Below are 25,488 nucleotides of genomic sequence, written 5' to 3' on the forward strand. Positions count from 1 at the left end.
CGCGCTCACTGTTGGTCGTTGTCAAACTTTTTTGTCAAAAGGTGTCGCATCTGTCCGCCTCTGGAGAGGCTCTGGCATGCATGTTTCGCCATTTTCGGCCAATTGTACCCCTACAATTTAAAGGTGGTGGTATTGTGCATCTTTACACATACCGCTAGCTTTCAAGTCGAAGGTCTCAGACAGAATCCGGAATGGTTCAAACGTGCTGGACTTCCAAATTTGATCCATTAAAGACGCGGATATGAACAGAATCGATCACTCCATTCGTAGTGCAGTCAATGGAGTCGATTTCAGCGACATCGAGAGCCAGTTCAATGAGAACATCGGGGCATTCATTGCGCAGGTCCGGCATATGAATCAGCTCCGGGTGCCGGATGTCATGTCGCTGCTGTCGGTTTCAAAGAAAACCTATCTGGAGATGGAAAAAGGCAAGCGACAATACCGCATGCACCTCATTGCATGGTGGTGTTTCGTCATGGGTCTTTCTCCGCTCCATATCCTGGCCCAGTCCAACTATTTCGCGCACCTGCCCATCGGCGATTACCGCAATATACGCCAGATCAAACTGGCGTTGATGCTGCAACGCCTGTCCACCGACGACTGTCTCAAGGCGCTGGCCGACCTGATCGACGAGTGCCCGAGGGACATTCACCGGGATGCGGAGCCTTCCCTGTGTGTCGATGCCGAAGAACTCGGGGAGGTGCGGGACTTCTTTTATTCGCAGGAGTACTACGAAATGATCGGGGACGCCATGCGCCGGTTCATGGCCGACAATCACCTTACCCGTCGCGAGTTCGCGCGATTTTTGAACGTGACCACCCGGACCGTTCGTCGCATCCTGAATGCCGATGTCGCGCTCAATTACAATTACTACGCCCGCTTCTACCTCTCCACCGGTGTGTACCCGATGAAGGTGATCGAAAACGGCCCTTACCTGAAAATCCGGCTCAAGCTGGAACAGCGCTTTTTCCTGATCAATGAACTGATCGCCGGCTACGGGAGTTCTCCGGATCGGCTGGACAACTACCTGATGCACCTCGACAACCGCGAGCCGGACGACGGTTGGCAGGCGCTGTTCGACGAATACTGAGCCATCCGCTCCGGCGGTCAGGGGTGGATCAGGGCCCAGGCACTGTAGCCGCCGTCGAGACTGTAGACGGTCTCGAAACCCTGTTCGCTCAGCCACTGGGCGACCGGCTGGGAGCTGTTACCGTGATAACAGCAGACCACCACGGGCCGGTCCGTCGGCACCTCCGCCAGCCGTTCCTGGACATTGTCGTTGGTCAGATGAAGGGCTCCGTCGATGTGCCCGCTCTCGAAAGAGACCGGATCCCGAATGTCCAGCACGGTCACTTCGTCTGATTCGTTTTTCAGGTGTTTGAGTTCGTCCACACTGAGGTGTTGAAAGGACATTTTTTTCTCCACTTCAAATGGGTACAGAATGGCCGATTCGAGGCACCGAATCCAGCTCGAAATCGGACCTTTTTCGGGCGCTGTTCGGATCGTTAGTGCACCATAATAGTGCACTAAAAACCTTTCGAACCCTAAGTAATAATGGCGAGCCTGTTTTTTCCTGGTTTGTAATGCTGTGTAACCGGATTGCTCAGAGTTTGCACTAACTGATTGATTTGAGCACAAAAATGACGCCAGAAAATCGGCGTCGCCGGTTTGAGTAAATGGTCAACCTTTGGGGGCCATAAATTTAGGGGAATCAGAAAAATCCGGCTAATGTCCGGATTTTGCAGTCTTCATGCGGGGTTTGGAAGCCCGAAGGCCAGGTTCCGGGTGCTCCATGATAAGCAGCATGACAGAGGGCTCTTTTGTAACAGGGCGTTCCAATCATTTGGCTATTTCTAACGATCAATTTCTTGCCATGCCCCCATTGTTTTGCCATTCTGATATAGCTCTAAAGGATTTTGGGTCCACCCTGTCCCGACACCGATACTTCAAGACACTCCGTTTTATCGGCCGAGGGAGGTGGCCCAAACTCACGACCAACACGCTCTGGAATGAGCCGAGACAGGGTCAGTTCGACGGGGGCCCTGCAGCGAATGGAGGTTTATAACAATGATGAAACCCAAGCACTTCAAAAAACTGGTAGGCGTTTCCTGTTTCGCCGTGGCCGCCATGGGCGCGGCGAGTGTGGCCAGTGCCGCTAATTGGCGCTATGCCCACGAAGAATATGAAGGCGACGTTCAGGACGTCTTCGCCCATAAGTTCAAGGAATACATCGAAGACAACTCCGACCACACCATTCAGGTCTACCGCTTTGGTGAGCTGGGTGAGTCGGACGACATCATGGAGCAAACCCAGGCGGGTATTCTCCAGTTCGTCAACCAGTCTCCCGGCTTTACCGGTTCCCTGATTCCCGAAGCACAGATCTTTTTTATTCCCTACCTGATGCCGACGGACTTCGACACCGTGGTCCAGTTCTTCCGCGAAAGCGAAGCCATTAACGAAGACTTCCCGGAACTGTACGCCGAGCAGGGTCTGGAACTGCTGAAGATGTATCCGGAAGGCGAGATGGTCGTAACGGCCGATGAAAAGGTCACCAGTCCGAGTGACTTCAGCGGCAAGAAGATTCGCGTGATGACCAACCCGCTGTTGTCGGCCACCTACGAAGCCTTTGGCGCAACGCCGACTCCGCTCCCCTGGGGTGAAGTCTACGGCGCTCTGCAAACCAACATGATTCAGGGCCAGGAAAACCCGATTTTCTGGATTGAATCGGGCGGTTTGTATGAGGTATCTCCGAACCTGATCTTCACCAAGCACGGCTGGTTCACCACAGCCATGATGGCCAACCAGGACTTTTTCGACGGCTTGTCCGGCGAAGATCAGCAATTGATCCGCGATGCGTCCGACTATGCCTTCGATGAGATCATCGTCCACATCGATGGTCTGGCGGATGAATCGCTTGAAAAGATCACGGAAGCGAGCGACGAGGTTACCGTCACCCGTCTGACCGACGATCAGATCGAAGAATTCAAGGCCCGTGCCCCTCAAGTTGAGGAAACCTTCATCGAAATGACCGGTGACAGTGGTCGCGAGCTGTTGAATCAATTTAAAGAAGATCTGGAAGAAGCCACCAACTAAGACACCGGAAGGTGCCGGTAACCTGGTCGTAGTGTAGACCCGGTTACCGTCGATACAGGGACGTGTCGGACAACGGCTTTTTAATTGCCCTCGATATGCGAAAGTAACCAACGGTCGCTTTTTGCATTTCGAGGGCGACAACGAAAGGCGATCAGGACGATCTTTTTTCGTGGTCCGATCCACAACGGGTATACGGACATCCCGGCAAGATAGATAGCCGCTTGCATCGTATTGTAAGAGGCAGGCAACCTTGCATGGTTTGCAATTCGTGTTTTGGAGCAGGCTGGATGCCTATTTCAATAACCTGTTCATAGTTTGCCAGCGTGCTGGCCAATGAGCCGGTGGCACACCACCGGCCGGATTCCTAGGGAGTGAAAACAGGTCATGACCGAACAAGCCCCAGAAAAATACCAATCAGGCTTACCCGGTTTTCTCGGAACCATCGATGTCGCCATCAGTAAGGTCGAGGCGGTCATCCTTGCGTTGGGTGTGATCCTGATGGCCGTCAATACCTGTGCCAATGTAGTGGCGCGTTTCATACTCGGCCGTTTTTTCGACGCCGTACAAGGCGGGCTCTTCTTCTCCGGAGAGATCAACCGCATCCTGATTATCATGATTACCTTCGCCGGCATCGGCTATGCCGCTCGCCACGGCCGCCACATCCGGATGTCCGCTATCTACGATGCGTTGCCGGTGGCGGGGCGCAAAGTGTTGATGATCGTAATCGCCTTTTTCACCAGCATCGTCATGTTTTTCCTGTGTTACTACTCGGTGCTGTACATTGTCGATTTGTTTTCCCGTGGACGGATCCTGCCTGCCTTGGGATTCGAGATCTGGTGGATCTATCTTTGGGTGCCGATCGGGTTCGCCATCACCGGAATCCAGTACTTCCTGACGGGTATCAAAAACATCAGATCGAAGGATGTTTACCTGTCCACTGGCGTCCTGGATGGCTATGCCGATACGGAAACAGAAGTCTGATAATAACAACACCCTGATTGTAGGAAGGATACTCCCATGGCAATGACCCTGATGCTGATCATGATCGGGCTGCTCTTGCTCGGTTTTCCCATGATGATTCCGCTGATCACCGCTTCGGTGGTCGGTTTTTATATGATGTTCAGCGGCTTCGGCCAAATGGAAACGTTTATTCAGCAGGTGCTTGGCGGCATTCGTCCGGCCTCGCTGATCGCCGTGCCCATGTTTATTCTGGCGGCCGATATCATGACGCGCGGACAATCCGCCGATCGTCTGATTAATATGGTGATGTCCTTTATCGGCCACATCAAAGGCGGTTTGGCCATCAGTACAGCCGCCTCATGCACACTCTTTGGTGCGGTATCGGGTTCCACTCAGGCGACGGTGGTCGCTGTCGGGTCTCCGCTGCGGCCGAAAATGCTCAAAGCCGGATACTCGGACCCGTTCACACTCGCACTAATCATTAACTCCAGCGACATTGCGTTTCTGATTCCACCCAGTATCGGCATGATCATTTATGGGGTGATCTCGGAAACCTCAATCGGCGAACTCTTTATTGCCGGTATTGGGCCCGGTCTGCTGATCCTGATGCTGTTTTCACTGTACTGCCTGTTTTATGCCATTAAAAATGATGTGCCGACCGAACCCAAGTCCACTTGGGCAGAACGGGGACGTAGTATTGTTGAAGCCGTCTGGCCTTTGTTTTTCCCTGTTATCATTGTCGGTGGTATTTATGGAGGCATCTTCAGCCCGACTGAAGCGGCGGCGGTGTGTGTGCTGTATGCGTTCCTGTTGGAATTTATCGTATTCCGGTCATTGAAAATTCCGGATGTATATCGTATTGCGAAATCCACGGGCCTGATTACCGCAGTTGTCTTTATTCTGGTCGGGGTCGGTAACGGGTTTTCCTGGATCATCTCCTTCGCGCAAATTCCGCAGGCGATTCTGGAAGCCGTCGGTATCGACAATATGGGGCCCACGGGAGTACTGATCTCCATCTGTATTGCCTTTTTCGTGGCTTGTATGTTTGTCGACCCGATTGTCGTTATTCTGGTCCTGACGCCCATTTTCGCACCCGCCATCGCCGCGACCGGATTGGATCCGGTTCACGTGGGGGTATTGATCACCCTGCAGGTGGCCATCGGCTCGGCCACGCCACCGTTTGGCTGCGATATCTTCACGGCGATCGCTATTTTCAAACGCCCCTACTGGGAGGTCATTCGTGGGACACCTGTATTTGTCGCCATTCTGATCTTTGCGGCGGGATTGATCATTGCCTATCCACAAATCGCGCTCTTCCTGCGTGACTTGGCGTTCGACAAATAGAGCGAGGAGGGAATCAAGGTGTTTAAGAAAATCCTGGTTGCCGTCGATGGGTCCAAGAAGGCGCTCGAAGCCCTGGACAAGGCCATCGAACTGCAACAGCTGACACAAGCTGAAATCTACCTGCTGTGTGTGTTCAAGCACCACAGCCTGTTCGAAGCCTCGCTATCGATGGTGCGCCCGCAGGAGATCCAGATCCCGGATCAGGCGCTGACCGAGTTCGCCAAGGAAGTGGTCGAGATGGCCAAGCAACATGCCAAGGAAAAGGGCGCGACCGAAGTGCGAGGCTTCGTTAAAGGCGGCCGGCCGTCCAAGGTGATTGCCAAGTTCGCCCAGGAAAAAGGCGCCGACCTGATCGTGATGGGGTCCCACGGGACCCACAGTAAGGACGGTATGATCCTGGGCAGTGTGGCGCACCGGGTGACGAGTTCGGCCAAGTGCCCCGTCATGGTCGTCTGACCGCCAACCGACTTTCATTACCTCTCCGAGGACCCTCTGAACTGGCCCCAGGGGTGTCGTGTAACGCTTTGCACGACACCCTTGATTTGAAGGGAATGGAACACATGCAGCCGTTACACCTTTGTTCGGCTGTTTTGTGACATCCCTGGACTGGTTCACAGGCTCCTTAACCCAATCGTATGGGAGCTCCTTGCAAACACGACAACGAGTGGAGGTAATCGCCTATGCCCAACATCCCTTCCGTCATGAAATCGGTCCAGCTCGTGGGCCACGGTGGGTTGGATCAATTGCACTACAACACCGATGTACCGGTGCCGAGTCCCGGCCCCGGCGAGGTGCTGATCGATGTCCATGCCTGCGGCATGAACAACACCGATGTCTGGGTGCGGGAGGGCGCCTATGGATCGGAGACCGACCCGGCGTCGGTGTCGACCTGGCGTCGCGGCCGATCGACGCTGACGTTTCCCCGCATCCAGGGTACCGATACCGTTGGTGAAATCGTCGCCGTGGGAGACGGGGTCTCCGACCGTCGCATAGGCGAGCGGGTGATGGTCGACTTCAGCATCTACAACCGCCCCGAAGGGGATGAAAGCCTGGCGGACATCGACTACATCGGCCACGGTCGCGATGGCGGTTATGCCGAATACACTGTTGTGCCCTCGGAAAACGCCTATCACATCACCGCCGATATCTCGGATGCCGAACTCGCCACCTTCTGCTGTGCTTACCTGACCGCCGAACAAATGCTCGACCGGTCGCGGCTGGCTCAGGGGGAACGCGTACTGGTCACCGGGGCTTCTGGCGGTGTGGGCTCGGCCATTATCCAGTTGGCCCGGGTGCGCGGGGCGATTCCCTATGCGGTGTCCAGCAAGGGTAAGGAAGCGGCCTTGAAGGACATTGGCGCCGAGGATGTGATCCTGCGCGATACCGAGGATCTGGTGGCCGAGGTTGAACGTGTTGCACAGGGGCAGCCCATCGATGTGGTCGCCGACCTGGTGGCGGGGTCGATGTTCAATGACCTGTTGCGCATCCTCAGACCGGAGGGCCGCTACTCGACCGCCGGCGCCATTGGCGGACCGGTGGTGGAGCTGGACCTGCGCACCATGTATCTGAAGCAACTCGAACTGCACGGTTCTTCCCAGGGGACCCGCACGGCATTTCGGCGACTGGTGGACTATATCCAAAGCGGACAGATCAGGCCTTTGCTGGATCGCACTTTCCCGCTGTCCGAATTTCACCGGGCGCAGGAGACGTTCATGTCGAAGCAGTACATCGGCAAGCTGGTCGTTGTGCCGGACCGCCACTGGGACACGGTAGGAGCTCCTCATGACGCATCCTGAACGCACGCTGGAGTTGATCGACACCCAATCCGGCGGTGATGTCAGCCGGATTGTGACCTCAGGTATCGAACCCTTGCCCGGTAAAACAGTGCTGGAGAAAGCCCGCTACTTGCAGCAAGAAGGCGACGGGCTGCGCCGGCTGCTGTTGTCCGAGCCCTACGGCGACCCGGCGATGTCGGTCGATCTGATCGTCGAACCGCACCACCCGGAAGCGCAAGCCGGCTACATCATCATGGAAGCCATGGGCTACCCGATGTATTCCGGTTCCAACACCATTTGCACGGCCACCGCCCTGCTGCAAAGCGGGGCGATCCCGATGGTGGAAGGCGAACAGCAGGTGGTGCTGGAATCGCCGGCCGGACTGGCGCGCATTAAGGCCGTGGTTCGCAACGGCCGGGTGGAGTCGATCACGACCCAGGGCGAACCCGCCTATGTGGCCGAGGAGGGGCTCTCGGTGGACGTGCCGCACTATGGTCGGGTCGATTTCGACCTGGTTTGGAGCGGGGCCTATTTCGCGCTGGTCGATGCGACCCAGCATGGTTTTCATCTGAACCGGGAGGAGGAGATCGCGCTGACGGCCTTCGGCGATGCTTTTGTCCGCGCCGCTCGGCCGGGCTTGCTGGAGGAACACCCGGAACTGGGCAATGTCGGGCCCTTGCCGTTCGCCCATTTTATGGGGCCGGTGCGCGAATTGGGCGAAGGCCGCTTCGAGTCGCCGTCGGCGACCTATGTCCATCCGGGGGTGATCTGCCGCAGCCCGACCGGGACCGGGACGTCAGCCCGCTTGGCGCTTATGGCCCAGCGCGGTGATATCCACAAGGGTGAGTCGCTGGAGACGATATCGCCGAGGGGGAATCGGTTTATCGGGACTTGCTTGGGCGAGGAAGGCCAGGTCGGGCAGTATCGGGCCTGGAACAGTCACATCACGGGGCGGGGTCGGATCATCGCGCATTCGCGCATCGTGGTGGATCTGGAAGACCCGCTGGTGGATGTCTCCGACCTGGAGCACCTGTTCAGTCCTCACCCCTAGCGGGGTCCTCCGCAGGATAACCGAGCCCTGTTAGGGTTCGTGGTTGAACCCGGGGCGGATGCCGGGGTTACCCATCCAGGGTCGCCATGAACCCATCCATGGGGGCTTGACCTCGGCATCTTGCCTCGCACATCCCTGGATGGGTAACCCCGGCATCCGCCCCTAGTCTCCGGTGCGACCTCTCTCGCCGACTGGTAGATTCGTTAGTAGGGTGGGCACCGCCCACCAGGGCACTCAATTTAACCACCAGACCCGCATACGCCGTCTCTTCAACCCCATCTTCCCTACACCCATTCCCTAGCCGGCAAAAACTCGTTCAACAACCGCGCTTCCTCACTCCCCTCCTCCGGCTGATGCCCATACACCCACTGAACATGAGGCGGCAGCGACATCAAAATGGATTCGGTGCGTCCGCCGGACTGCAGGCCAAATAAGGTGCCCCGGTCGAAGACGAGGTTGAATTCGACATAACGGCCGCGACGGATCTCCTGCCAGTCCCGATGGTGCTGTTCGTAAGGTGTGTCCTTGCGCCGGGCAAGGATGGGGCGGTAGGCGTCGAGGTAGCTGTTACCGACGGCCTGCATGAACTGGAAGGTGGTGGCGAAGTCCCATTCGTTGAGATCGTCGTAGAAGAGGCCGCCGATGCCTCGGGCTTCCTGGCGGTGCTTGAGGTAGAAGTAGTCGTCGCACCAGGCTTTGAAACGGGGATAGATGTCGTCGCCGAAGGGCGCGCAGGCGTTTTTGGCGGTCCGGTGCCAGTGTTGGCAGTCCTCCTCGAAGCCGTAGTAGGGGGTCAGGTCGTAGCCACCCCCGAACCACCAGACCGGGTCCATGCCGTCTTTTTCGGCGACGAAGAGGCGCACGTTGGCATGGGATGTCGGGGCGAAGGGGTTGCGCGGGTGGATGACGAGCGAGACGCCCATGGCCTGCCAGCGGCAGCCCGCAAGCTCGGGGCGGTGAGCGGTGGCGCTGGGTGGCATGGTGTCGCCCATGACGTGGCTGAAACCGACGCCGCCTTTTTCGATGACCGGGCCGCCTTGCAGGACGCGGGAACGGCCGCCGCCGCCTTCGGGGCGTTGCCAGCTTTCTTCCTCGAAGCGGTGGGAGCCGTCTTCGGTTTCGAGTGCCTGGCAGATGGTGTCCTGCAGGCCGAGTAGGTAGTTCTTGACCGGTTCGACGTCGATGCGTTGGCTCATCGGGGCTCCGTGGTTCTGATTCGGGTTCAGGCGCGCAGCAGTTGGCCGGTCGCCAGGTCGCGGATCTGGCTGGGCTGGGCGCCGGGCAGGGTGTGGCCGGGCAGGATGGCGTCGACTTCCAGGCCCAGTTTGAGACGAATCTGCAACAGGTCGGTGATGCCGGGACGGCCGCTGCGATTGGCGCTGGTGGAAACAATGGGTGTGCCGGCGGCGGAGCAGAGCGCGCGGGCCAATGGATGACCGGGCACACGTACGGCGATGGTGTCGCGCCCACCGGTCACCCATTCCGGCAGTTCACCATTGTGCGGAACCACCCAGGTGTGCGGTCCGGGCCAGCTTTGTTCGAGCTGATCGATCTGGTCGGCACTGAGCGGGGCGAGCCAGGGGGCGAGTTGGTCGAAGTCGCTGCCGATCAGAATCAGACCCTTGTCCACGGCGCGGCCCTTGATGTCGAGGATGCGCCCGACCGCGTCGGGATTCCAGGGGTCGCACCCCAGGCCCCAGACTCCCTCGGTGGGGTAGGCGACCACACCGCCGGCCTGGATGATCCGTCCGATTTGTTCGATCTTGAATTGAAGTCTGGGTAACACGTTCAAGCCCGTCCATAGTGTTGAGGACGGAAGGTTACTCAGAAGCCTGGTTGGTTACAAACTCAAGTTTTGTATGAGGCTGTGGTCCGTAGGTTCCGTGGCTGGGTTCGCCCCTGAGACGGGGGTAGCCCTCCCTGGGGCCGCCATGAACCCGTCCATGGGGGCTTGACGGCAGCATCCCTGCTGCCCACATCCCCTGGGAGGGCTACCCCCGCCTCAGGAGCTTATTGCCGTGCCAACCTACAGCCCTCCCAGGGTTGGGGAGAGGGTGCTGCGGTTTGTGGCACTATCCCAGTTGTATCCCAGTTGTTGGATTCCGCCCTATGGGCCACCGAAGCCGGGGTGCCGGACCAGACGTACCGATCCAACCTACGTTAGCCGGTGCGGTACCATACCTACAATCGGCTATAACCCCCGGGCTGCTGCTGAATCCAGCCGGCCAACTCCAGTTCCAGCAACGGCTCCAGCAGGGCGTGCGAGGCACAGTCCAGATGGTCACTGAGCACATCCAGCGGCTGGGGTTCGGCTGAGAGCAGGGTGAGCAGACGTTGTTGCATGTCCGGTAATTCTGGATCGGGTTTCGGATCGACTGTGATTTGAGGGGTGGGTGGCTGATGACAGGGATGCAGTGACGTCAGCAGGTCCTCGGCTTTGGACAGCAGGTAGGCGCCGTCCTGAATCAGCCGGTGGCAGCCGGCGGCGTTGGGGTTGTTGATGTCACCGGGGATCGCATAAACATCGCGACCCTGGTCGAGGGCGTGTTCGGCGGTGATCAGCGAACCGCTGCGTTCGGCGGCCTCGACCACGACGACGGCGTCGCTGAGCCCGCTGATGATGCGGTTGCGGCGCGGGAAATGACCCGGTTTGGGTTGGGTGCCCAACGGATGTTCGGAGATCAGGGCACCCTGACGGGCGATGCGCTCGAACAGGGTGCGGTGGTTGCGCGGGTAGACGACGTCCACGCCACAGCCGAGTACGGCCAGTGTCTGACCACCGCTGTCCAGGGCGCCTTCGTGCGCACAGCCGTCGATGCCCGCCGCGCCGCCGCTGGTGATGACGAACCCGGCCCGGCAGATATCCCGCCCCAGGGTCTGGGCGTTGCGACGGGCGGACAGGCTGGCGCTGCGGCTGCCGACGACACCGATTTGCGGCCGGTTGAGCAGGCTCGGGTCACCGGTTAACCAGAGCAACAGGGGCGGGTCGTCGATCTGGTTCAGCAGTTCCGGGTAATGTTCACACTGAAAGCTGACCAGATGATGGTCGGGGGCTTCGGCCCAGCGCATCTGTTCCAGGGCGCGGCGGTGGATGGGGTGCTGTTCGCCCAGATACTGCATTTCGCGCAGTACGGCCTTGATCGACTCGGGCAGAGGCCAGCGTTCCGGGTGGGTGATCAGGTCGTCGGGGTGATCGACCAGGTTGAGCAATTGATGGCAGCGCTTCAGGCCGAGGCCGGGTGTCATTACCCAGCGCAGCCAGCTCAGACGTTCGTCCGGCATGGACAGCTCCTTCTGTGGTTGGGGAGCCTCCGACTGCATCCTTGAGGCTCCCGTCTATCGGTATTCGGTTAGGGTCAGAACCCGGGCGAGCTCACTGTGTCACCGACGCTCATCGGCATGTCGGCTTCCAGAATCAGGCCGTACGAGACACGGTCGAAGACGCGGAAGATCATCATCAGGCCGGCATCCTGACCGGGCAGCTGCAGACGATCCCCGGTGACCGGGTCGGTCACACGACCTCCCTGCTGGAAGACACGAAAGATATTGCCGGGCTCGACGCCTTCGCGTTCGCCACGGTTGACGATCACCACGTCGAACTGGCCAATGCTCTTGACGCCCCGGGCGACGCGCAGAATCTCGCCCTCGACGCCTTCGGGCGGTTCGCTGGGGTAGAAAACGGCACTGAGCAGCGCTTCGTCCGACGGCAGCAGGCGGTCTTCCAGCATGATTTGCTGGTTGGAGCGCTGCAATGTCATGGTGCCGATGTCCCGCGCCGTGGTCTCGAGACGCGCCTGGCCGAGTTCGATGGCTTCGAAGCCCAGGGATTCGCGGGTTTCGGGGTCGATCAGTTCCTCACCCTGGCGGTAAATCTGGTATACGCGCAGGTCCTCGTCGAAATCGCCCCGGCCGTAGACGGTGTCGCCGGCACCCATAAGCAACCGGCCTTCCAGGCCACTGACAATGTAGGGGGCGGTTATGAGGGTGTCTTCGGCGACGACGCGGTTACCGGACAGGAAACCCTCGACGTGTTCGCGCGGGATGGCCGGAATGGCGCCGAAAATCGGTGTGATGCGCGCCGTGGGGCGCAGTTTGACGACTCCGCCTTCGGCGTCGTCCGGCGAGACCCGCAATGTACGCGATTCCGCACCGCGCGACAGGGTGGTCAAACGGCGTTCACCGTCGACCATGATCAGGCCGATGACATCACCGGGGTAAATCAAATGGGGGTTTTCGATCTGGGGGTTGATGTACCAGATGTCCTGCCATTTCCACGGGTCTTCCAGGAACATTTTGGCGATGTCCCAGAGCGTGTCGCCCTTGACCACCACGTAGCGGTCCGGCACGTCCTGATTGATGGCGACCCGGTCGCCCGTGGCATCTTCCGCCCACGACGAAACAGAGCCTAGGCAAAGGACGAGTAAGGCTGCGATGAATTTCCTCATGGCCTGTTTCCCTATACAATGCAACGCCGACGGTGGCTGGCCGCAGGCTATGGAATGGGTTTTTATCGGCAAAACCCGGTTACACCGGGTTAAGAGTGAACACTTTTAGTTTAGCAGTCAATCGCTTGGCGAAACATCTTAAAGCCCACTCTCAGCTGTGACCACGGCAGATAGTTGCGAAATTGCGAGCGATGTCACACTTGCACACATCCCCGACATAGCCCAAAGCTATGAATTGAAACGAAATCCCCTAATTGAACACACAATGATCAGCTCCATAATGTAGAATAACGATCATTGGCAATACGACAGATTAATTCAGGTACTACCATGGCAAAACTCGATATCCTCGAATACCCCGACCCGCGTCTGCGCACGGTCGCCAAACCCGTCGCCGAGGTGGATGATCGCATCCGCACGCTGGCGAAAGACATGCTCGAAACCATGTACGACGCCCCCGGTATCGGCCTGGCGGCCTCTCAGGTGAACGTTCATGAGCGTGTGATCGTTGTCGACGTGTCCGAAGACCAGACCGACCCGCACGTGTTCATCAACCCGGAATACGAAAAACTGGGCAACACCATCGAATACCAGGAAGGCTGCTTGTCGATTCCGGGTTTTTACGAGCAGGTGTCCCGGTCCGACAAAATCCGGGTGACCGCCCTGAATACCAAGGGCGAGACATTCGAGATGGAGGCGGACGACCTGCTGGCGATCTGCATCCAGCACGAAATCGACCACCTCGACGGCAAGCTGTTCGTCGACTACCTGTCGAACCTGAAGCGCAACCGCATCCGCAAGAAGCTGGAGAAGCAGCACCGGATGGCGGTGAGCTGATCGATGGGATTGAACGTCGTATTTGCCGGAACACCGGATTTCGCCGCCGAACACCTCAAAGCCGTTCTCGATTCCCCTCACCGGGTGGTGGGGGTCTATACCCAACCGGACCGACCCGCCGGCCGGGGACGCAAACTGATGCCCTCACCGGTGAAGGCCGTGGCCGAAACGGCCGGAATCCCGGTCCATCAGCCGGCCTCCTTCAAGGAACCCGGCGCCATCGAACAGTTGTCGGCCTTGAACGCGGACCTTATGATCGTGGTCGCCTACGGGCTGTTGCTGCCCCAAAGCGTTCTGGATACGCCGCGACTGGGCTGCATCAACGTGCACGCCTCCCTGTTGCCGCGTTGGCGCGGCGCCGCTCCGATCCATCGAGCCTTGCTGTCCGGCGATGAACGCACCGGCGTCACCATCATGCAGATGGACAAGGGCCTGGATACGGGCGATATGCTGCTCAAGTCCGAGTGCGCCATCGACCCGCGTGAAACCAGTGCGAGCCTGCACGACAAGCTCATCGAACTTGGACGCCCGGCCCTGATCGACGCCCTCGACGGGCTCGAAGCCGGCCAACTCATCCCCGAACCCCAGGACAACAGCCAGGCTACTTACGCCCACAAGCTGAGCAAAGCCGAAGGCGAGATCGACTGGCACCAGTCCGCCCAGGCCATCGACCGGCAGATTCGCGGTCTGACACCCTGGCCGGGTGCGTACACCCGGTGGCAGGGGCAGACAGTGCGTATCCATGATGCCGAAGCCATAGACCGGACGCACCCCGGCGAGCCCGGCCACCTGGTCGTCGAACGCGACCGCCTGTTGGTCGTGTGCGGTGAGCAATGCCTGGAGCTTCGTACACTGCAACTGCCCGGCAAGAAAGCCATGGCCATTCGCGACGTGCTCAACGCCCGCCGCGACGCCTTCGAACAGCATCCCCATTTTTCAAAAAACAGTGGAGACACCCGCGCCACATGAGCGACGTCCGAGTTCTGGCCGCTAAAACCTTAGTGCAAGTGGTCGACGGCGGCCGCTCGCTGAACGACTTGATTCCCCAATACCGCGCCGAACTGGACCCGAGCCAGGGTGGTTTCTACCAGCAGCTGGTCTACGGTGCCTTGCGCCACTACCTGTCCCTCGACGAACTCGCCCGTCGACTGCTGAACAAACCCATTCAGCGCAAGGAGCGGGTGGTGCACATGCTGCTCGTGCTCGGCATCTACCAACTGTGGAAACTCGACCTGCCCGAACACGCCGCCATTTTCGAAACCGTCGACGCCACCAAACCGCTGAAAAAACCCTGGGCCAAAGGCGTCCTCAACGCCGCCCTGCGCCGGTTTACCCGTGAAAGCGACGCCCTGCTCGACAAACTCCAGAACCGCGAAGGCTACCCCGGCTGGATGGCCCGCGCCCTGCGCCAGGACTACCCCGACCACTGGCAGGCGATTCTCGCCAACGGCAACCTCCAGGGCCCGATGACCCTGCGCATCAACGAACGCCGCCAAAGCCGCGAGGAATGGCTCGCCCGTGCCGACACCGAAGGCCTCGCCGCAACACCGTGCGAACCGACACCCTCGGCTGCCACATTGGCCGAGGCCGCCCCGGTCCAGGCCATCCCCGGTTTCGTCGACGGCGATGTCAGCGTCCAGGACGAAGCCGCCCAGCAATGCACCTGGCTGCTCGCCCCGCAGAACGGCGAGCGCATCCTCGACGCCTGCGCCGCCCCCGGCGGCAAGACCGGTCACCTGCTCGAACGCGCCGACATCGACCTCACCGCGCTCGACATCGACCCCGCCCGCCTCGACCGCGTGCGCGAAAACCTAGACCGCCTTAACCTCAACGCCAACCTGGTCGCCGCGGACGCATCCGACCTCAAAGCCTGGTGGGACGGCCAACCCTTCGACCGCATCCTGCTCGACGCCCCCTGCTCCGGCAGTGGCGTCATCCGCCGCCACCCCGACATCAAACTGCTGCGCAAACCCAAGGACGTCGACTTCCTCACCCAGGTCCAGGCCCACCTCCTCAAACGCCTGTGGACCACACTAAAACCCGGCGGTCGACTCCTCTATGCCACCTGCTCGATCTTTCAACGCGAAAACAGCGCACAGATCCAGGCGTTTCTCGACAAGACCGACGACGCCCGTCTTGTACCGCTTGAGCTGACAGGTGACGCCGAGGTACCCGTCGGGGTACAGTGGCTGCCGCAACCCAATGGGCATGATGGGTTTTATTTCGCGTTGATTGAAAAAACAACGACCGGTTGAGCAAGTCGGGAAACCTGCCTGTGATGACCAGCGGCGGATGCCCGGGATGCTCATCCAGGGATGTGGGCAGCATGGATGCTGCCGTCAAGCCCCCATGGACGGGTTCACGGCGACCCTGGAGGAGCGTCCCGGGCAGCCTCCGTGGGTTCCTGGCACCGTACTAACTGTTCCCGAAAGGACACTTCGTGAAAATCATATTACTCGGCGCCGGCCAGGTGGGTTCCACACTGGCGGAGAACCTGGCCAGCGAAGACAACGACATCACCATCGTCGATACCGACGGTGAACGACTGCGTGAAATGCAGGACCGCCTCGACATCCGAACCATCAACGGCCTGGCCTCCCTGCCCGATGTCCTCGCCCAGGCCGGCGCCGAAGACGCCGACCTGCTGATTGCCGTCACCAACAGCGACGAAGTCAACATGGCCGCCTGCCAGGTCGCCTATACCCTCTACCGGACGCCGACCAAAATCGCCCGCATCCGCAACCCCCAGTACACCCGCTACAGCGAAAAACTCTTCTGCCCCGAGGCCGTCCCGGTCGACGTCCTGATCAGCCCCGAGCAACTGGTCACCAACTACATTCGCCGCCTGATCGAAACACCCGGCGCCCTGCAGGTGCTCGACTTCGCCGATGGCAAACTGCAGCTGGTCGCGGTCAAGGCCTACCACGGCGGTCCGCTGGTCGGGCAGGAACTGCGGTTCCTCAAACAACACATGCCCTCCGTCCAGACCCGGGTCGCCGCCATCTTCCGCAAGGACCGACCCATCATCCCTCGCGGCTCCACCGTCATCGAAGCCGAGGACGAAGTCTTCTTCATCGCCGGCAAGTCCGATATCCGTGCCGTGATGAGCGAACTGAGACGCAAGGAAAGCAATTACAAACGCATCATCATCGCCGGGGGCGGCAACATCGGCTACCGGCTCGCGGCCGACCTGGAAACACGCTATTCGGTGAAGATACTGGAACGGTACGAGGAGCGCTGTCGCTGGCTGAGTGAAAACCTCAATCATTGCATTGTGCTGAAGGGCGACGCGTCCGACCAGGAGCTGCTGCTCGACGAGAACATCGAGGATACCGACATCTTCCTGGCTCTGACCAACGACGACGAGGCCAACATCATGGCCTCGATGCTGGCCAAGCGGCTGGGCGCGCGCAAGGTGATGACGCTGATCAACAACTCAGCCTATGTCGACCTGGTTCAGGGCGGTGAAATCGATGTCGCCATCTCCCCGTCGCAAACCACCATCGGCAGCCTGCTGACCCACGTGCGACGCGGCGACATCGTCAATGTTCACTCCTTGCGCCGGGGCGCGGCCGAGGCGATCGAGGCGATCGCGCACGGGGATCGCAACTCATCGAAAGTGGTCGGGCGGGCGATCGAAGACATCGACTTGCCGGAAGGCTGTACCATCGGTGCCATCGTGCGCGATGAAACCGTATTGATCGCCCAGGGCGACATGGTCATCGAGTCGGACGACCATGTGATCCTGTTCCTGATCGACAAGCGGCGCATTACCGATGTCGAGCGGTTGTTCCAGGTCGGCCTGACCTTCTTTTAATCGATTCACCCTGCGGCCCTACGGAAGGAGCGGATTCGCCCATGCATTTGCGACTGATCACCAAGGTACTCGGCCTGTTGTTGATGGTGTTCAGCCTCTCCATGCTGCCGTCGGTGCTGGTGTCGTTCATCTACAACGACGGCATCCACGACGCCTTTATTCTCGGGTTCCTGATCACCCTGTTCACCGGGTTCGCCATCTGGATACCGGTCCGTCATCACCAGGCGGACCTGCGGACCCGGGACGGGTTTGTCATCACCGTCTTGTTCTGGGTGGTGCTCGGGCTCGCCGGCTCGATACCCATCACCCTGGCACCGGCCGCCACCGAGACCTTTACCGACTCCTTCTTTGAAAGCTTTTCCGGGCTGACCACCACCGGAGCCACGGTGATCACCGGTCTGGATGAACTGCCCAAGAGCCTGCTGTTCTACCGTCAGCAACTGCAGTGGATGGGCGGCATGGGCATCATCGTATTGGCGGTGGCCGTCCTGCCGATGCTGGGTATCGGCGGCATGCAGCTGTACCGGGCCGAGACACCCGGCCCGATGAAGGACGCCAAGCTGACGCCGCGCATCGCCGAGACCGCCAAGGCGTTGTGGTACATCTATTTCTCGCTGACGCTGGTCTGCACACTGGCCTATTGGGCCGCAGGCATGACGCTGTTCGACGCCATTTCGCACAGTTTCTCGACCGTCGCCATTGGCGGGTTTTCCACGCACGACGCCAGTATCGGCTACTTCGACAGTCCGGCCATCGAGCTGATCGCCGTTGTCTTCATGATCCTGTCGGCTGCGAATTTCGGGTTGCATTTCGTCGCCTGGCGCAGCCGCAGCGTGAAACATTACCTCCTCGACCCCGAATACCGGACCTTCCTGATGATCGTCGCGGGTCTGTCGGTCATGACTATCGGGCTCCTGGTGTTTACCCGAACGTATGATCCGGTCACCTCGGTTCGCTATGGCTTGTTCGAAGCCGTCTCGATACTGACCACGACCGGCTTCGGTACCGCCGACTTCGCGCTCTGGCCGCTGTTCGGCCCCTTCATGTTGATTCTTGCGTCGTTTGTCGGGGGCTGTGCGGCCTCGACCGCCGGCGGTATCAAAGTCATCCGCTCCATGCTGTTGATGAAACAGGGGTTGCGTGAAATCAAGCGGCTGATCCATCCCAACGGCGTCTTCCCGTTGAAAGTCGGCAAGCGTCCGGTCGGCGACCGGGTGATCGAAGCCGTCTGGGGCTTTTTCAGCATGTATATCCTGGTTTATGCACTGATCCTGTTCGGCCTGCTGGCCACCGGCATGGACTTCCCGACCTCCTGGTCCGCCGTCGCCGCCTCGTTGAACAACCTGGGCCCGGGTCTCGGCAGCGTCGCCGCTCATTACGGCGCCATACCGGACACCGCCAAATGGTTACTGTGCATCGCCATGCTGCTCGGCCGTCTGGAAGTCTTCACCCTGCTGGTCCTGTTCTCACCGCAATTCTGGCGCAGTTAAAGCTTCTGCCCAGTAGGAGCGCATGGTCCGCACACGGGTCCCCTGCGCGGCCAAGCCGAATAGGCGCAATTTCGTTCAATCCTGTAAGAAATCGATCCGTTAACCTGCCCCGGTATCAAACACAAAGGGAGACAATCTGTGCGTTACCACCTCGCCCAACTGAACCTCGCCACCTTCCGGAAACCCATGGAGGACCCGGTCAACGCGGATTTCGTCAATAATCTGGACCGGGTCAACGCCACCGCCGAGGCGCAACCGGGCTTCGTCTGGCGGCTGATCGGCGAAGGCAACGATGCCATGGACGTCCGCCTGTTCGAGAACCCGAATACCATCGTCAACCTCTCGGTCTGGGAGGACATCGAGTCCCTGTTCTACTTTGTCTACCAGAACCCCGCGCACCGCGACATCATGCGCCGGCGCAAGGAGTGGTTCGACAAGATGGACGTTCACATGGTGCTTTGGTGGGTGCCGGTCGGTCACACACCGACGCCGGCGGAAGCCAAAGCGCGACTGGAGCGACTAAAAGAAGCAGGGCCGACATCGGAGGCGTTCACCTTCAAGCGCTCCTACCCGGCTCCCATGGACTCCGCCGAGTCCGATACGGCCCGATGACCCTTCACCCCCGGATATGTATAATGCGGCGTTTCGATTCCCGACCATCCAGCTATCAGGATCTTCGCCGTGACCGAACAGACATCATCCAGCCTGAACACTTTCCAGGGGCTGATTCTGACCTTGCAGAAATACTGGGCCGACCAGGGCTGCGTCATTCTGCAGCCGCTCGATATGGAAGTGGGCGCCGGTACCAGTCATCCGGCCACCTTCCTGCGCGCCCTGGGCCCGGAGACCTGGAATGTGGCCTATGTGCAGCCCTCACGCCGGCCGACGGACGGTCGCTACGGTGAAAACCCGAACCGTCTGCAGCACTACTACCAGTATCAGGTCATCCTGAAGCCGAACCCGAGCAACTTTCAGGAGCTGTACCTGGGCTCGTTGAAGGCCATCGGCATCGACCCGCTGGTGCACGACATCCGCTTCGTCGAGGACAACTGGGAAAACCCGACACTCGGCGCCTGGGGGCTGGGTTGGGAGATCTGGCTGAACGGCATGGAGGTGACCCAGTTCACCTACTTCCAGCAGGTCGGCGGCATCGAATGCTATCCGGTCTCCGGTGAGCTGACCTACGGTCTGGAGCGTCTGGCGATGTACATTCAGGACGTCGACAACGTCTATGACCTGATCTGGACCATCGGTCCGGACGGCTCCAAGGTGACCTACGGCGACGTTTATCTGCAGAACGAAATCGAGCAGTCGACCTACAACTTCGAACACGCCGATGTCGACAATCTGTTCCGTCAGTTCGAATACCACGAAGGCGAAGCCCGGAAACTGATCGACACCGGCCTGCCGTTGCCGGCTTACGAGCAAATCCTCAAGGCCGGACACACCTTCAATCTGCTGGACGCCCGTCACGCCATTTCCGTGACCGAGCGCCAGCGCTATATCCTGCGTATCCGTACGCTGTCCCGCGACGTGGCGCAAGCCTACTACGACGCGCGCAAGGCCCTTGGTTTCCCGATGGCACCGAAGCACCTGCGCGATGAAATCCTCGGAGCGGACGCGGACAGCAAGGACTGACTACCATGACGACACACGCCGATTTTCTGATTGAACTGGGCACCGAAGAGTTGCCCCCCAAAGCCCTGAAAAGTCTGCAGGACGCCTTTGCCGAGGGTCTGCTCAGCCGCCTGGGCGACGCCGGCCTGAACTTTGGCGCCGCCGATCGCTTCGGAGCGCCGCGCCGACTGGCTGTTGTCCTGAAAGATCTGGAACTGAAACAGCCGGATGAAGCTTTCGAGCGCCGGGGGCCGGCCGTCAAAGCCGCCTTCGATGCCGACGGCAACCCGACCAAGGCCGCCGAAGGCTTTGCACGCAGCAACGGGGTCAGCGTCGACCAGTTGGAGCGGATGGAAACCAGCAAGGGCGAGTGGCTGGTCTACCGCGGTGTCGAACCGGGCCGCGCGACCAAAGACCTGCTGCCGGACCTGGTTCAGGCCACGCTGGATGCGCTGCCGATCCCCAAGCGGATGCGCTGGGGGGCGAGCCGTGACGAATTTGTGCGGCCGGTGCAGTGGCTGGTCATGCTGCTGGGCGACGATGTGGTGCCGGCGAGCATTTACGGCATCGAAGCCGACCGTTTCACGCGGGGCCATCGTTTTCACGCCCCGGATCCGATCCGCATCAAGCGACCGACCGACTACGCCGACGTGTTGAAAGAACAGGGTTGGGTATTGGCGTCTTTCGATCAACGACGCGCCACCATTGCCGAACAGGCCAAAGTCGCCGCTGAAGCCAAGGGCGTCACGGCGGTGATCGACGACGATCTGCTCGACGAAGTCACGGCGCTGAACGAATGGCCGGTGGCGCTGGTGGGGCAGTTCGACGAACGCTTTCTGGATGTGCCGGCCGAGGCGCTGGTCTCGTCCATGCAGGAGCACCAGAAGTATTTCCCGACCATGGACGAACAGGGCCGGTTGGCGTCCTACTTCGTCTTCATCGCCAACCTGGAGAGCAAAGACCCGAGCCAGGTGATATCCGGCAACGAAAAAGTCATCCGCCCGCGTCTGGCCGATGCCGCTTTCTTCTGGGACACTGACCGCAAGACCCCCCTGGTTGAGCGGGTCGAGAAGCTCAAGTCGGTGACCTTCCAGCAGAAGCTGGGCTCCCTGCACGACAAGGCCGGACGACTCAAAGCTATCGCCGGAGAGATCGCCCGCCGCCTGGGTGACGATGTCGAGGTCGCCGAACGCGCCGCCTGGCTGGCCAAGGCCGACCTGGTGACCGACATGGTGTTCGAGTTCGACGACATGCAGGGCATCGCCGGTTACTACTACGCGCTGCACGACGGCGAACCGGACACCGTGGCCCGCGCCATTCTGGAACAGTACAAGCCTGCGGGCGCCGGTGACGAACTGCCGACCAGTCGCGCCGGCATGGCCGTGGCGCTGGCGGACCGGCTGGATAACCTGGCCGGCCTGTTCGGCATCGGCCAGCCGCCGACCGGCACCAAGGACCCGTTCGCGCTGCGTCGCGCCGCCCTGGGGGTGTTGCGCATCCTGGTCGAACGCGAACTGGATCTGGACCTGCACGAACTGGTGGCGTTCGCCGCCGACCAGCACGCCAACCTGCCGCAACGCGAAACCGTGGTCGATCAGGTCGTCGACTACGCGCTGGACCGCTTCAGTGCCTGGTACCAGGACGACGGTTTCCGTCCGGATGTGTTCCAGGCCGTGCGTGCCCTGAATCCGAGCCGCCCGCTGGACATCGACCGCCGCGTCAAGGCGGTGGCCGGGTTCAGTGCCATGGCTCAGGCCGAAGCGCTGGCCGCGGCAAACAAGCGGGTGGCGAACCTGCTGAACAAAGCGGGCGACAACCTGGGTACGGAACTGGCGAAAGGGTTCAAGCAGGGCGGACCGGCCTGGTTGGCCCGTCAGGCCAATCCGTCACTGTTCGTGGAATCGGCCGAGACCACGTTGTGGGATGCGATTGAAACGGCGGAGCACGACGTCGCACCGATGCTGGATAAAACCGACTACCAGGGCGCGTTGCAACGTCTGGCGACGTTGCGCGACGAGGTCGATGCCTATTTCGACCAGGTCATGGTCATGGCCGAGGATCCCGCCGTGCGAGCCAATCGTCTGGCCGTGCTCGCGCGCTTGCGACAGTTATTCCTGCAAGTGGCCGACATCTCCGTTCTACAGCAATGATCTTCCGGGAACAGGGCGAACTTGGTCGCTCTGTTCCCGTCAGGAAAGGATCATTTCACTTTTTCGACATCGCACCCCGAATCAATCCGGGTACACTGGGCGTCCTTTTTTCCAACCGATGAGAGTGGACGGCATGTGGTTGGCCTACGTGCGAACATTTATTTTTTACGTCTTTTTCTACGCCCCCTTCACGATTCTCTGGGCGAGTTTCTGCGCGTTGTTCGCTTATTTATTGCCTTACCGCTGGCGCTATCATTTCGTGATCGGAACCTGGGCCCGATTGACCGTCCTGGCCAGTCGCTGGATTCTCGGCATCAAATACCGCATCAGCGGGCTTGAGCATCTGGACGGTACCGTCGGCGTGGTCGTCTCCAACCACCAAAGCGCCTGGGAAACCTTCTTTCTGCAACGCCTGTTTCGTCCCCAGACCCAGGTGGTCAAGAAAAGCCTGTTGAAGATCCCCTTCTTCGGTTGGACGTTCGCCATGCTGCGTCCCATCGCCATCGACCGCAGCAACCGCAAGGGGTCCATGACCCAGATCCTGGAGCAGGGCGTTCCCCGACTGCGCGACGGCATTTATGTACTGATCTTTCCGGAGGGGACTCGGGCGGAACCGAATCAATTACGACGTTTCCAGCGCGGCGGTGCCATCTTGGCGAAGGAGGCCGAGGTGCCCATTATCCCGGTAACCCACAATTCCGGGGATTTCTGGCTCAATAAGCGGTTCGTCAAGCTGCCCGGCACCATTGATGTGATCATCCACCCCAAGGTCGATCTGACGGACAAGACACCGGAAGAAGCCACGCGCGAAGCGCAGAAACGGATTGCCGACGGCCTTGCCGAGATTCACAAGACCAGTCGGTCGGCCATTCTGGATCAGCCGGTAAAAGCCTCCTGAATCCGACAGCCTCCTAACGCGTTAAATAATGCTGGCGGATCACGTCGTTGAACACCTCGACGACGTCGGGGTCGAATTGCGCGCCGGACTCGGCGTTCACTTCCCGCACGGCAGTAAACAGGGTCTTCTTGTAGGTTCGGTCGTGCCGTTCGTTGGTCATCGCGCAGAAACTGTCGGCGATGGCGATCAGGCGGGCACCGGTGTGGATTTGCTCGCCCTTCAGGCGGTTGGGGTAACCACTGCCGTCGAAACGCTCGTGGTGTTGCATCACCATGGCCGCGGCTTCGTCCCAATCCCCGAATCGTTGCAACAGCCGCGCTCCGACATGAACGTGCATCTGCACCTGATAGACTTCCTCGCGTTCCAGCACACCTTGTTTCTGCACGATACCGGCCGGCACGAACGCCATGCCGAGGTCGTGCAAATAGACGGCGGCCGCCAGTTGGGTTGGGTCGACCGGTTGCCCGAGGGCATCGTTCAAATTTCGACACAGATCCAGCACCTGTTCCGACCGGCCCTTGCGATAGATGCTGAGGCTGTCCAGTTGGCTGGCGAGTTCTTTCATCAGGGTGATGTCGCCGGGCAATTCCGGCAGAGCACCGCGTTTTTGCTGCGGCGGCTCGCCGTGAAGCTCGGCCAGGACGTCGCGGCAGAGGCCATCCCGGTCCGGATCCGGCGCTTCGCGAATGCGCCGGATGGCTTTGATCAGGTATTGGCGAATGTCTTCGTCGGCGCGGCCCTGTTCGACCAGTTGCCCCACCAGTTCGCGACTGATATCGATCACTTCGAGCATGAAGTTCCCGAGCCCCTGACCGTAGGCATAGTGTCCCTGTCGCAGGTCGCAGGCGATTTCTTCCAGATCGTGCAGCAGTTCCACCATGGGATCGAGCGAGACCATGCGGCAATTGCCCTTGAGTGAATGCAGGGCGCGAAACAGACGGTGAACATCGTCTTCCCGTCCGGTCTGATTCAGCCGCTGAATGCAGGCATCGATTTCTTCCTGGGAGTCATTGACGGTGGCTCGAAAATCCTCGATCAGACCCTTGTCCAGGTCGCTGAAATCCGGGCATTCGAAATGCGACATAAGGCTGTGTCTCTGAACGACTGAATGGTGGCGATAGGCCGTGTCCTTCTGAGTATAGACAGCTCTGGCTAACACGAAGCCCGACATTTATAGCCAGTTTTCATAAGGGAGGAGTGGGGTGGAACCCGGCGTTATCGGTCGCCGGGTTGTATCGAGGGGCGGAGGCACCCGCCCCGGCAGGGGATCAGCTGTTCTTGTCGATCGCATCCTGGATGTCTGCCTGCGGATAGGCGCCACGCAGGATGGAGTCGCCGACGATAAAAGTCGGGGTGCCGGTGATGTTCAATTGCTGCGCCAGTTGGTGGTTCCGGGATATGGTGTCCTGGACCCAGCTTTTCCCGGCTTCTGTTTTAACCGCTTCGACATCGACGTCGAGTTGCGCCACGGCATCCCAGACTTGGCTGTCCTGTTGCAGGCTGCCTCGCTGGTCCAGTAACCGCCGGTGGAAGGTTTCGTATTGCTCTGGATAGAGGGCGTTGACTGCCAGAGAGGCGCGCGCGGCCGTCATCGAGGTTTCGGATAAAATCGGGAATTCCTTATAGACGACGCGCAGGTCCGGATTGTCCTCGATCAGTGCCTGCAGCGTGCTGTTGACGCGCTTGCAATAGCCACAGTTGTAGTCGAAAAACTCGACCAGGGTGATTTGACCATCGGGGTTGCCGCCAACCGGGTCGCGCTCGGCGTTCACCAGTTCGTTTTCCAGACCGGAAAGTTGCTCGCTGGCCGCGGCTTCTTCCGCCGCCTGTTCACGCTGGCGCAGGACATTAATGGCTTCGACAATGACTTCCGGGTTTTCGAGCAGGTAGTCGCGCACAATGCGTTCGACTTCCTGTTCGGACATTTCCTCGGCACGAACGGTCAACGCGGTCAGAGCCATCAGGGGGATCAGGACCAGCATGGTCCAGCGGGATTTTTGAATCATGGGTG

23 protein-coding genes are annotated in these 25,488 nt (G+C 59.9%); 16 read left to right on the forward strand and 7 right to left on the reverse strand.

From position 1 onward, the window contains the following. The first annotated feature begins 241 nt into the window (after window positions 1–241). Window positions 242–1,090 (forward strand): helix-turn-helix domain-containing protein, encoded by an 849-nt coding sequence (locus IE111_RS07775; protein WP_189607981.1) that lies wholly within the window; start codon window positions 242–244, stop codon window positions 1,088–1,090. A 17-nt stretch (window positions 1,091–1,107) separates the two neighbouring features. Here IE111_RS07775 and glpE read toward each other — a convergent pair whose 3' ends face one another. After that, window positions 1,108–1,413, reverse strand: a complete 306-nt coding sequence (gene glpE / locus IE111_RS07780) for a thiosulfate sulfurtransferase GlpE (RefSeq protein ID WP_189607982.1) — start codon at window positions 1,411–1,413, stop codon at window positions 1,108–1,110. Window positions 1,414–2,127: 714 nt separating this feature from the next. Here glpE and IE111_RS07785 point away from each other — a divergent pair. The 6 genes from IE111_RS07785 (at window position 2,128) to IE111_RS07810 (ending at window position 8,223) form a co-directional block, all read left to right on the forward strand. Next, complete coding sequence (locus IE111_RS07785) at window positions 2,128–3,093, forward strand: TRAP transporter substrate-binding protein (RefSeq protein ID WP_229805291.1); 966 nt, start codon at window positions 2,128–2,130, stop codon at window positions 3,091–3,093. 384 nt (window positions 3,094–3,477) lie between these two features. Beyond that, window positions 3,478–4,074 (forward strand): TRAP transporter small permease, encoded by a 597-nt coding sequence (locus IE111_RS07790; RefSeq protein ID WP_189607984.1) that lies wholly within the window; start codon window positions 3,478–3,480, stop codon window positions 4,072–4,074. A gap of 36 nt (window positions 4,075–4,110) precedes the next feature. After that, window positions 4,111–5,397 carry a TRAP transporter large permease gene (locus IE111_RS07795; RefSeq protein ID WP_189607985.1) on the forward strand — a complete coding sequence of 429 codons (1,287 nt, stop codon included), beginning with the start codon at window positions 4,111–4,113 and terminating at the stop codon, window positions 5,395–5,397. A gap of 18 nt (window positions 5,398–5,415) precedes the next feature. Continuing rightward, the gene (locus tag IE111_RS07800; protein ID WP_189607986.1) at window positions 5,416–5,853 is read left to right on the forward strand and encodes a universal stress protein; all 438 of its coding nucleotides are present in this window, start codon (window positions 5,416–5,418) and stop codon (window positions 5,851–5,853) included. Between the two features lie 224 nt (window positions 5,854–6,077). Continuing rightward, a complete protein-coding gene (locus IE111_RS07805; protein WP_189607987.1) occupies window positions 6,078–7,193 on the forward strand; it encodes an alcohol dehydrogenase family protein in 1,116 nt (371 codons plus the stop codon). After that, the gene (locus tag IE111_RS07810; protein ID WP_189607988.1) at window positions 7,180–8,223 is read left to right on the forward strand and encodes a proline racemase family protein; all 1,044 of its coding nucleotides are present in this window, start codon (window positions 7,180–7,182) and stop codon (window positions 8,221–8,223) included. The genes IE111_RS07805 and IE111_RS07810 overlap by 14 nt, the downstream gene beginning before the upstream one ends. 284 nt (window positions 8,224–8,507) lie before the next feature. Here IE111_RS07810 and hemF read toward each other — a convergent pair whose 3' ends face one another. The 4 genes from hemF to IE111_RS07830 form a co-directional block, all read right to left on the reverse strand. Continuing rightward, the gene (hemF, locus tag IE111_RS07815; RefSeq protein ID WP_189607989.1) at window positions 8,508–9,419 is read right to left on the reverse strand and encodes an oxygen-dependent coproporphyrinogen oxidase; all 912 of its coding nucleotides are present in this window, start codon (window positions 9,417–9,419) and stop codon (window positions 8,508–8,510) included. Window positions 9,420–9,445: 26 nt separating this feature from the next. Continuing rightward, on the reverse strand, window positions 9,446–10,009 hold the full coding sequence (gene tsaC, locus IE111_RS07820) for an L-threonylcarbamoyladenylate synthase type 1 TsaC (RefSeq protein ID WP_229805280.1): 564 nt from the start codon (window positions 10,007–10,009) through the stop codon (window positions 9,446–9,448). Window positions 10,010–10,404: 395 nt separating this feature from the next. Next, window positions 10,405–11,505, reverse strand: coding sequence for a DNA-processing protein DprA (gene dprA / locus IE111_RS07825; protein ID WP_189607990.1), 1,101 nt, complete (start codon window positions 11,503–11,505; stop codon window positions 10,405–10,407). Between the two features lie 74 nt (window positions 11,506–11,579). Continuing rightward, a complete protein-coding gene (locus tag IE111_RS07830; protein WP_189607991.1) occupies window positions 11,580–12,668 on the reverse strand; it encodes a LysM peptidoglycan-binding domain-containing protein in 1,089 nt (362 codons plus the stop codon). Window positions 12,669–12,998: 330 nt separating this feature from the next. On the opposite strand from IE111_RS07830, the gene def reads away from it, so the two are divergent. The 9 genes from def to IE111_RS07875 all read left to right on the forward strand — a co-directional run bounded on the left by def (window position 12,999) and on the right by IE111_RS07875 (window position 23,477). Further along, complete coding sequence (gene def, locus IE111_RS07835; RefSeq protein WP_229805281.1) at window positions 12,999–13,505, forward strand: peptide deformylase; 507 nt, start codon at window positions 12,999–13,001, stop codon at window positions 13,503–13,505. A gap of 3 nt (window positions 13,506–13,508) precedes the next feature. Continuing rightward, window positions 13,509–14,474 (forward strand): methionyl-tRNA formyltransferase, encoded by a 966-nt coding sequence (gene fmt / locus IE111_RS07840; protein ID WP_189607992.1) that lies wholly within the window; start codon window positions 13,509–13,511, stop codon window positions 14,472–14,474. Beyond that, the gene (rsmB, locus tag IE111_RS07845) at window positions 14,471–15,760 is read left to right on the forward strand and encodes a 16S rRNA (cytosine(967)-C(5))-methyltransferase RsmB (RefSeq protein ID WP_189607993.1); all 1,290 of its coding nucleotides are present in this window, start codon (window positions 14,471–14,473) and stop codon (window positions 15,758–15,760) included. The genes fmt and rsmB overlap by 4 nt, the downstream gene beginning before the upstream one ends. A gap of 185 nt (window positions 15,761–15,945) precedes the next feature. Further along, window positions 15,946–17,322 (forward strand): Trk system potassium transporter TrkA, encoded by a 1,377-nt coding sequence (gene trkA / locus IE111_RS07850; RefSeq protein WP_189607994.1) that lies wholly within the window; start codon window positions 15,946–15,948, stop codon window positions 17,320–17,322. A 41-nt stretch (window positions 17,323–17,363) separates the two neighbouring features. Next, window positions 17,364–18,812: a TrkH family potassium uptake protein gene (locus IE111_RS07855; protein WP_189607995.1), complete on the forward strand. Its 1,449-nt coding sequence runs from the start codon at window positions 17,364–17,366 to the stop codon at window positions 18,810–18,812. 138 nt (window positions 18,813–18,950) lie between these two features. Next, a complete protein-coding gene (locus IE111_RS07860; protein WP_189607996.1) occupies window positions 18,951–19,424 on the forward strand; it encodes a DUF3291 domain-containing protein in 474 nt (157 codons plus the stop codon). A 69-nt stretch (window positions 19,425–19,493) separates the two neighbouring features. After that, window positions 19,494–20,450 carry a glycine--tRNA ligase subunit alpha gene (gene glyQ, locus IE111_RS07865; RefSeq protein WP_229805282.1) on the forward strand — a complete coding sequence of 319 codons (957 nt, stop codon included), beginning with the start codon at window positions 19,494–19,496 and terminating at the stop codon, window positions 20,448–20,450. Window positions 20,451–20,455: 5 nt separating this feature from the next. After that, the gene (gene glyS / locus IE111_RS07870) at window positions 20,456–22,579 is read left to right on the forward strand and encodes a glycine--tRNA ligase subunit beta (protein ID WP_189607997.1); all 2,124 of its coding nucleotides are present in this window, start codon (window positions 20,456–20,458) and stop codon (window positions 22,577–22,579) included. 133 nt (window positions 22,580–22,712) lie between these two features. Next, window positions 22,713–23,477, forward strand: a complete 765-nt coding sequence (locus IE111_RS07875) for a lysophospholipid acyltransferase family protein (RefSeq protein WP_189607998.1) — start codon at window positions 22,713–22,715, stop codon at window positions 23,475–23,477. A gap of 13 nt (window positions 23,478–23,490) precedes the next feature. Here IE111_RS07875 and IE111_RS07880 read toward each other — a convergent pair whose 3' ends face one another. Continuing rightward, window positions 23,491–24,561, reverse strand: a complete 1,071-nt coding sequence (locus IE111_RS07880; RefSeq protein WP_189607999.1) for an HD domain-containing phosphohydrolase — start codon at window positions 24,559–24,561, stop codon at window positions 23,491–23,493. Window positions 24,562–24,745: 184 nt separating this feature from the next. Then, complete coding sequence (locus IE111_RS07885; protein WP_189608000.1) at window positions 24,746–25,483, reverse strand: DsbA family protein; 738 nt, start codon at window positions 25,481–25,483, stop codon at window positions 24,746–24,748. Between the last annotated feature and the right edge of the window lie 5 nt (window positions 25,484–25,488).

It is taken from the genome of Saccharospirillum salsuginis, from assembly GCF_014651855.1.
Classification (GTDB): Bacteria; Pseudomonadota; Gammaproteobacteria; order Pseudomonadales; family Natronospirillaceae; genus Saccharospirillum; species Saccharospirillum salsuginis.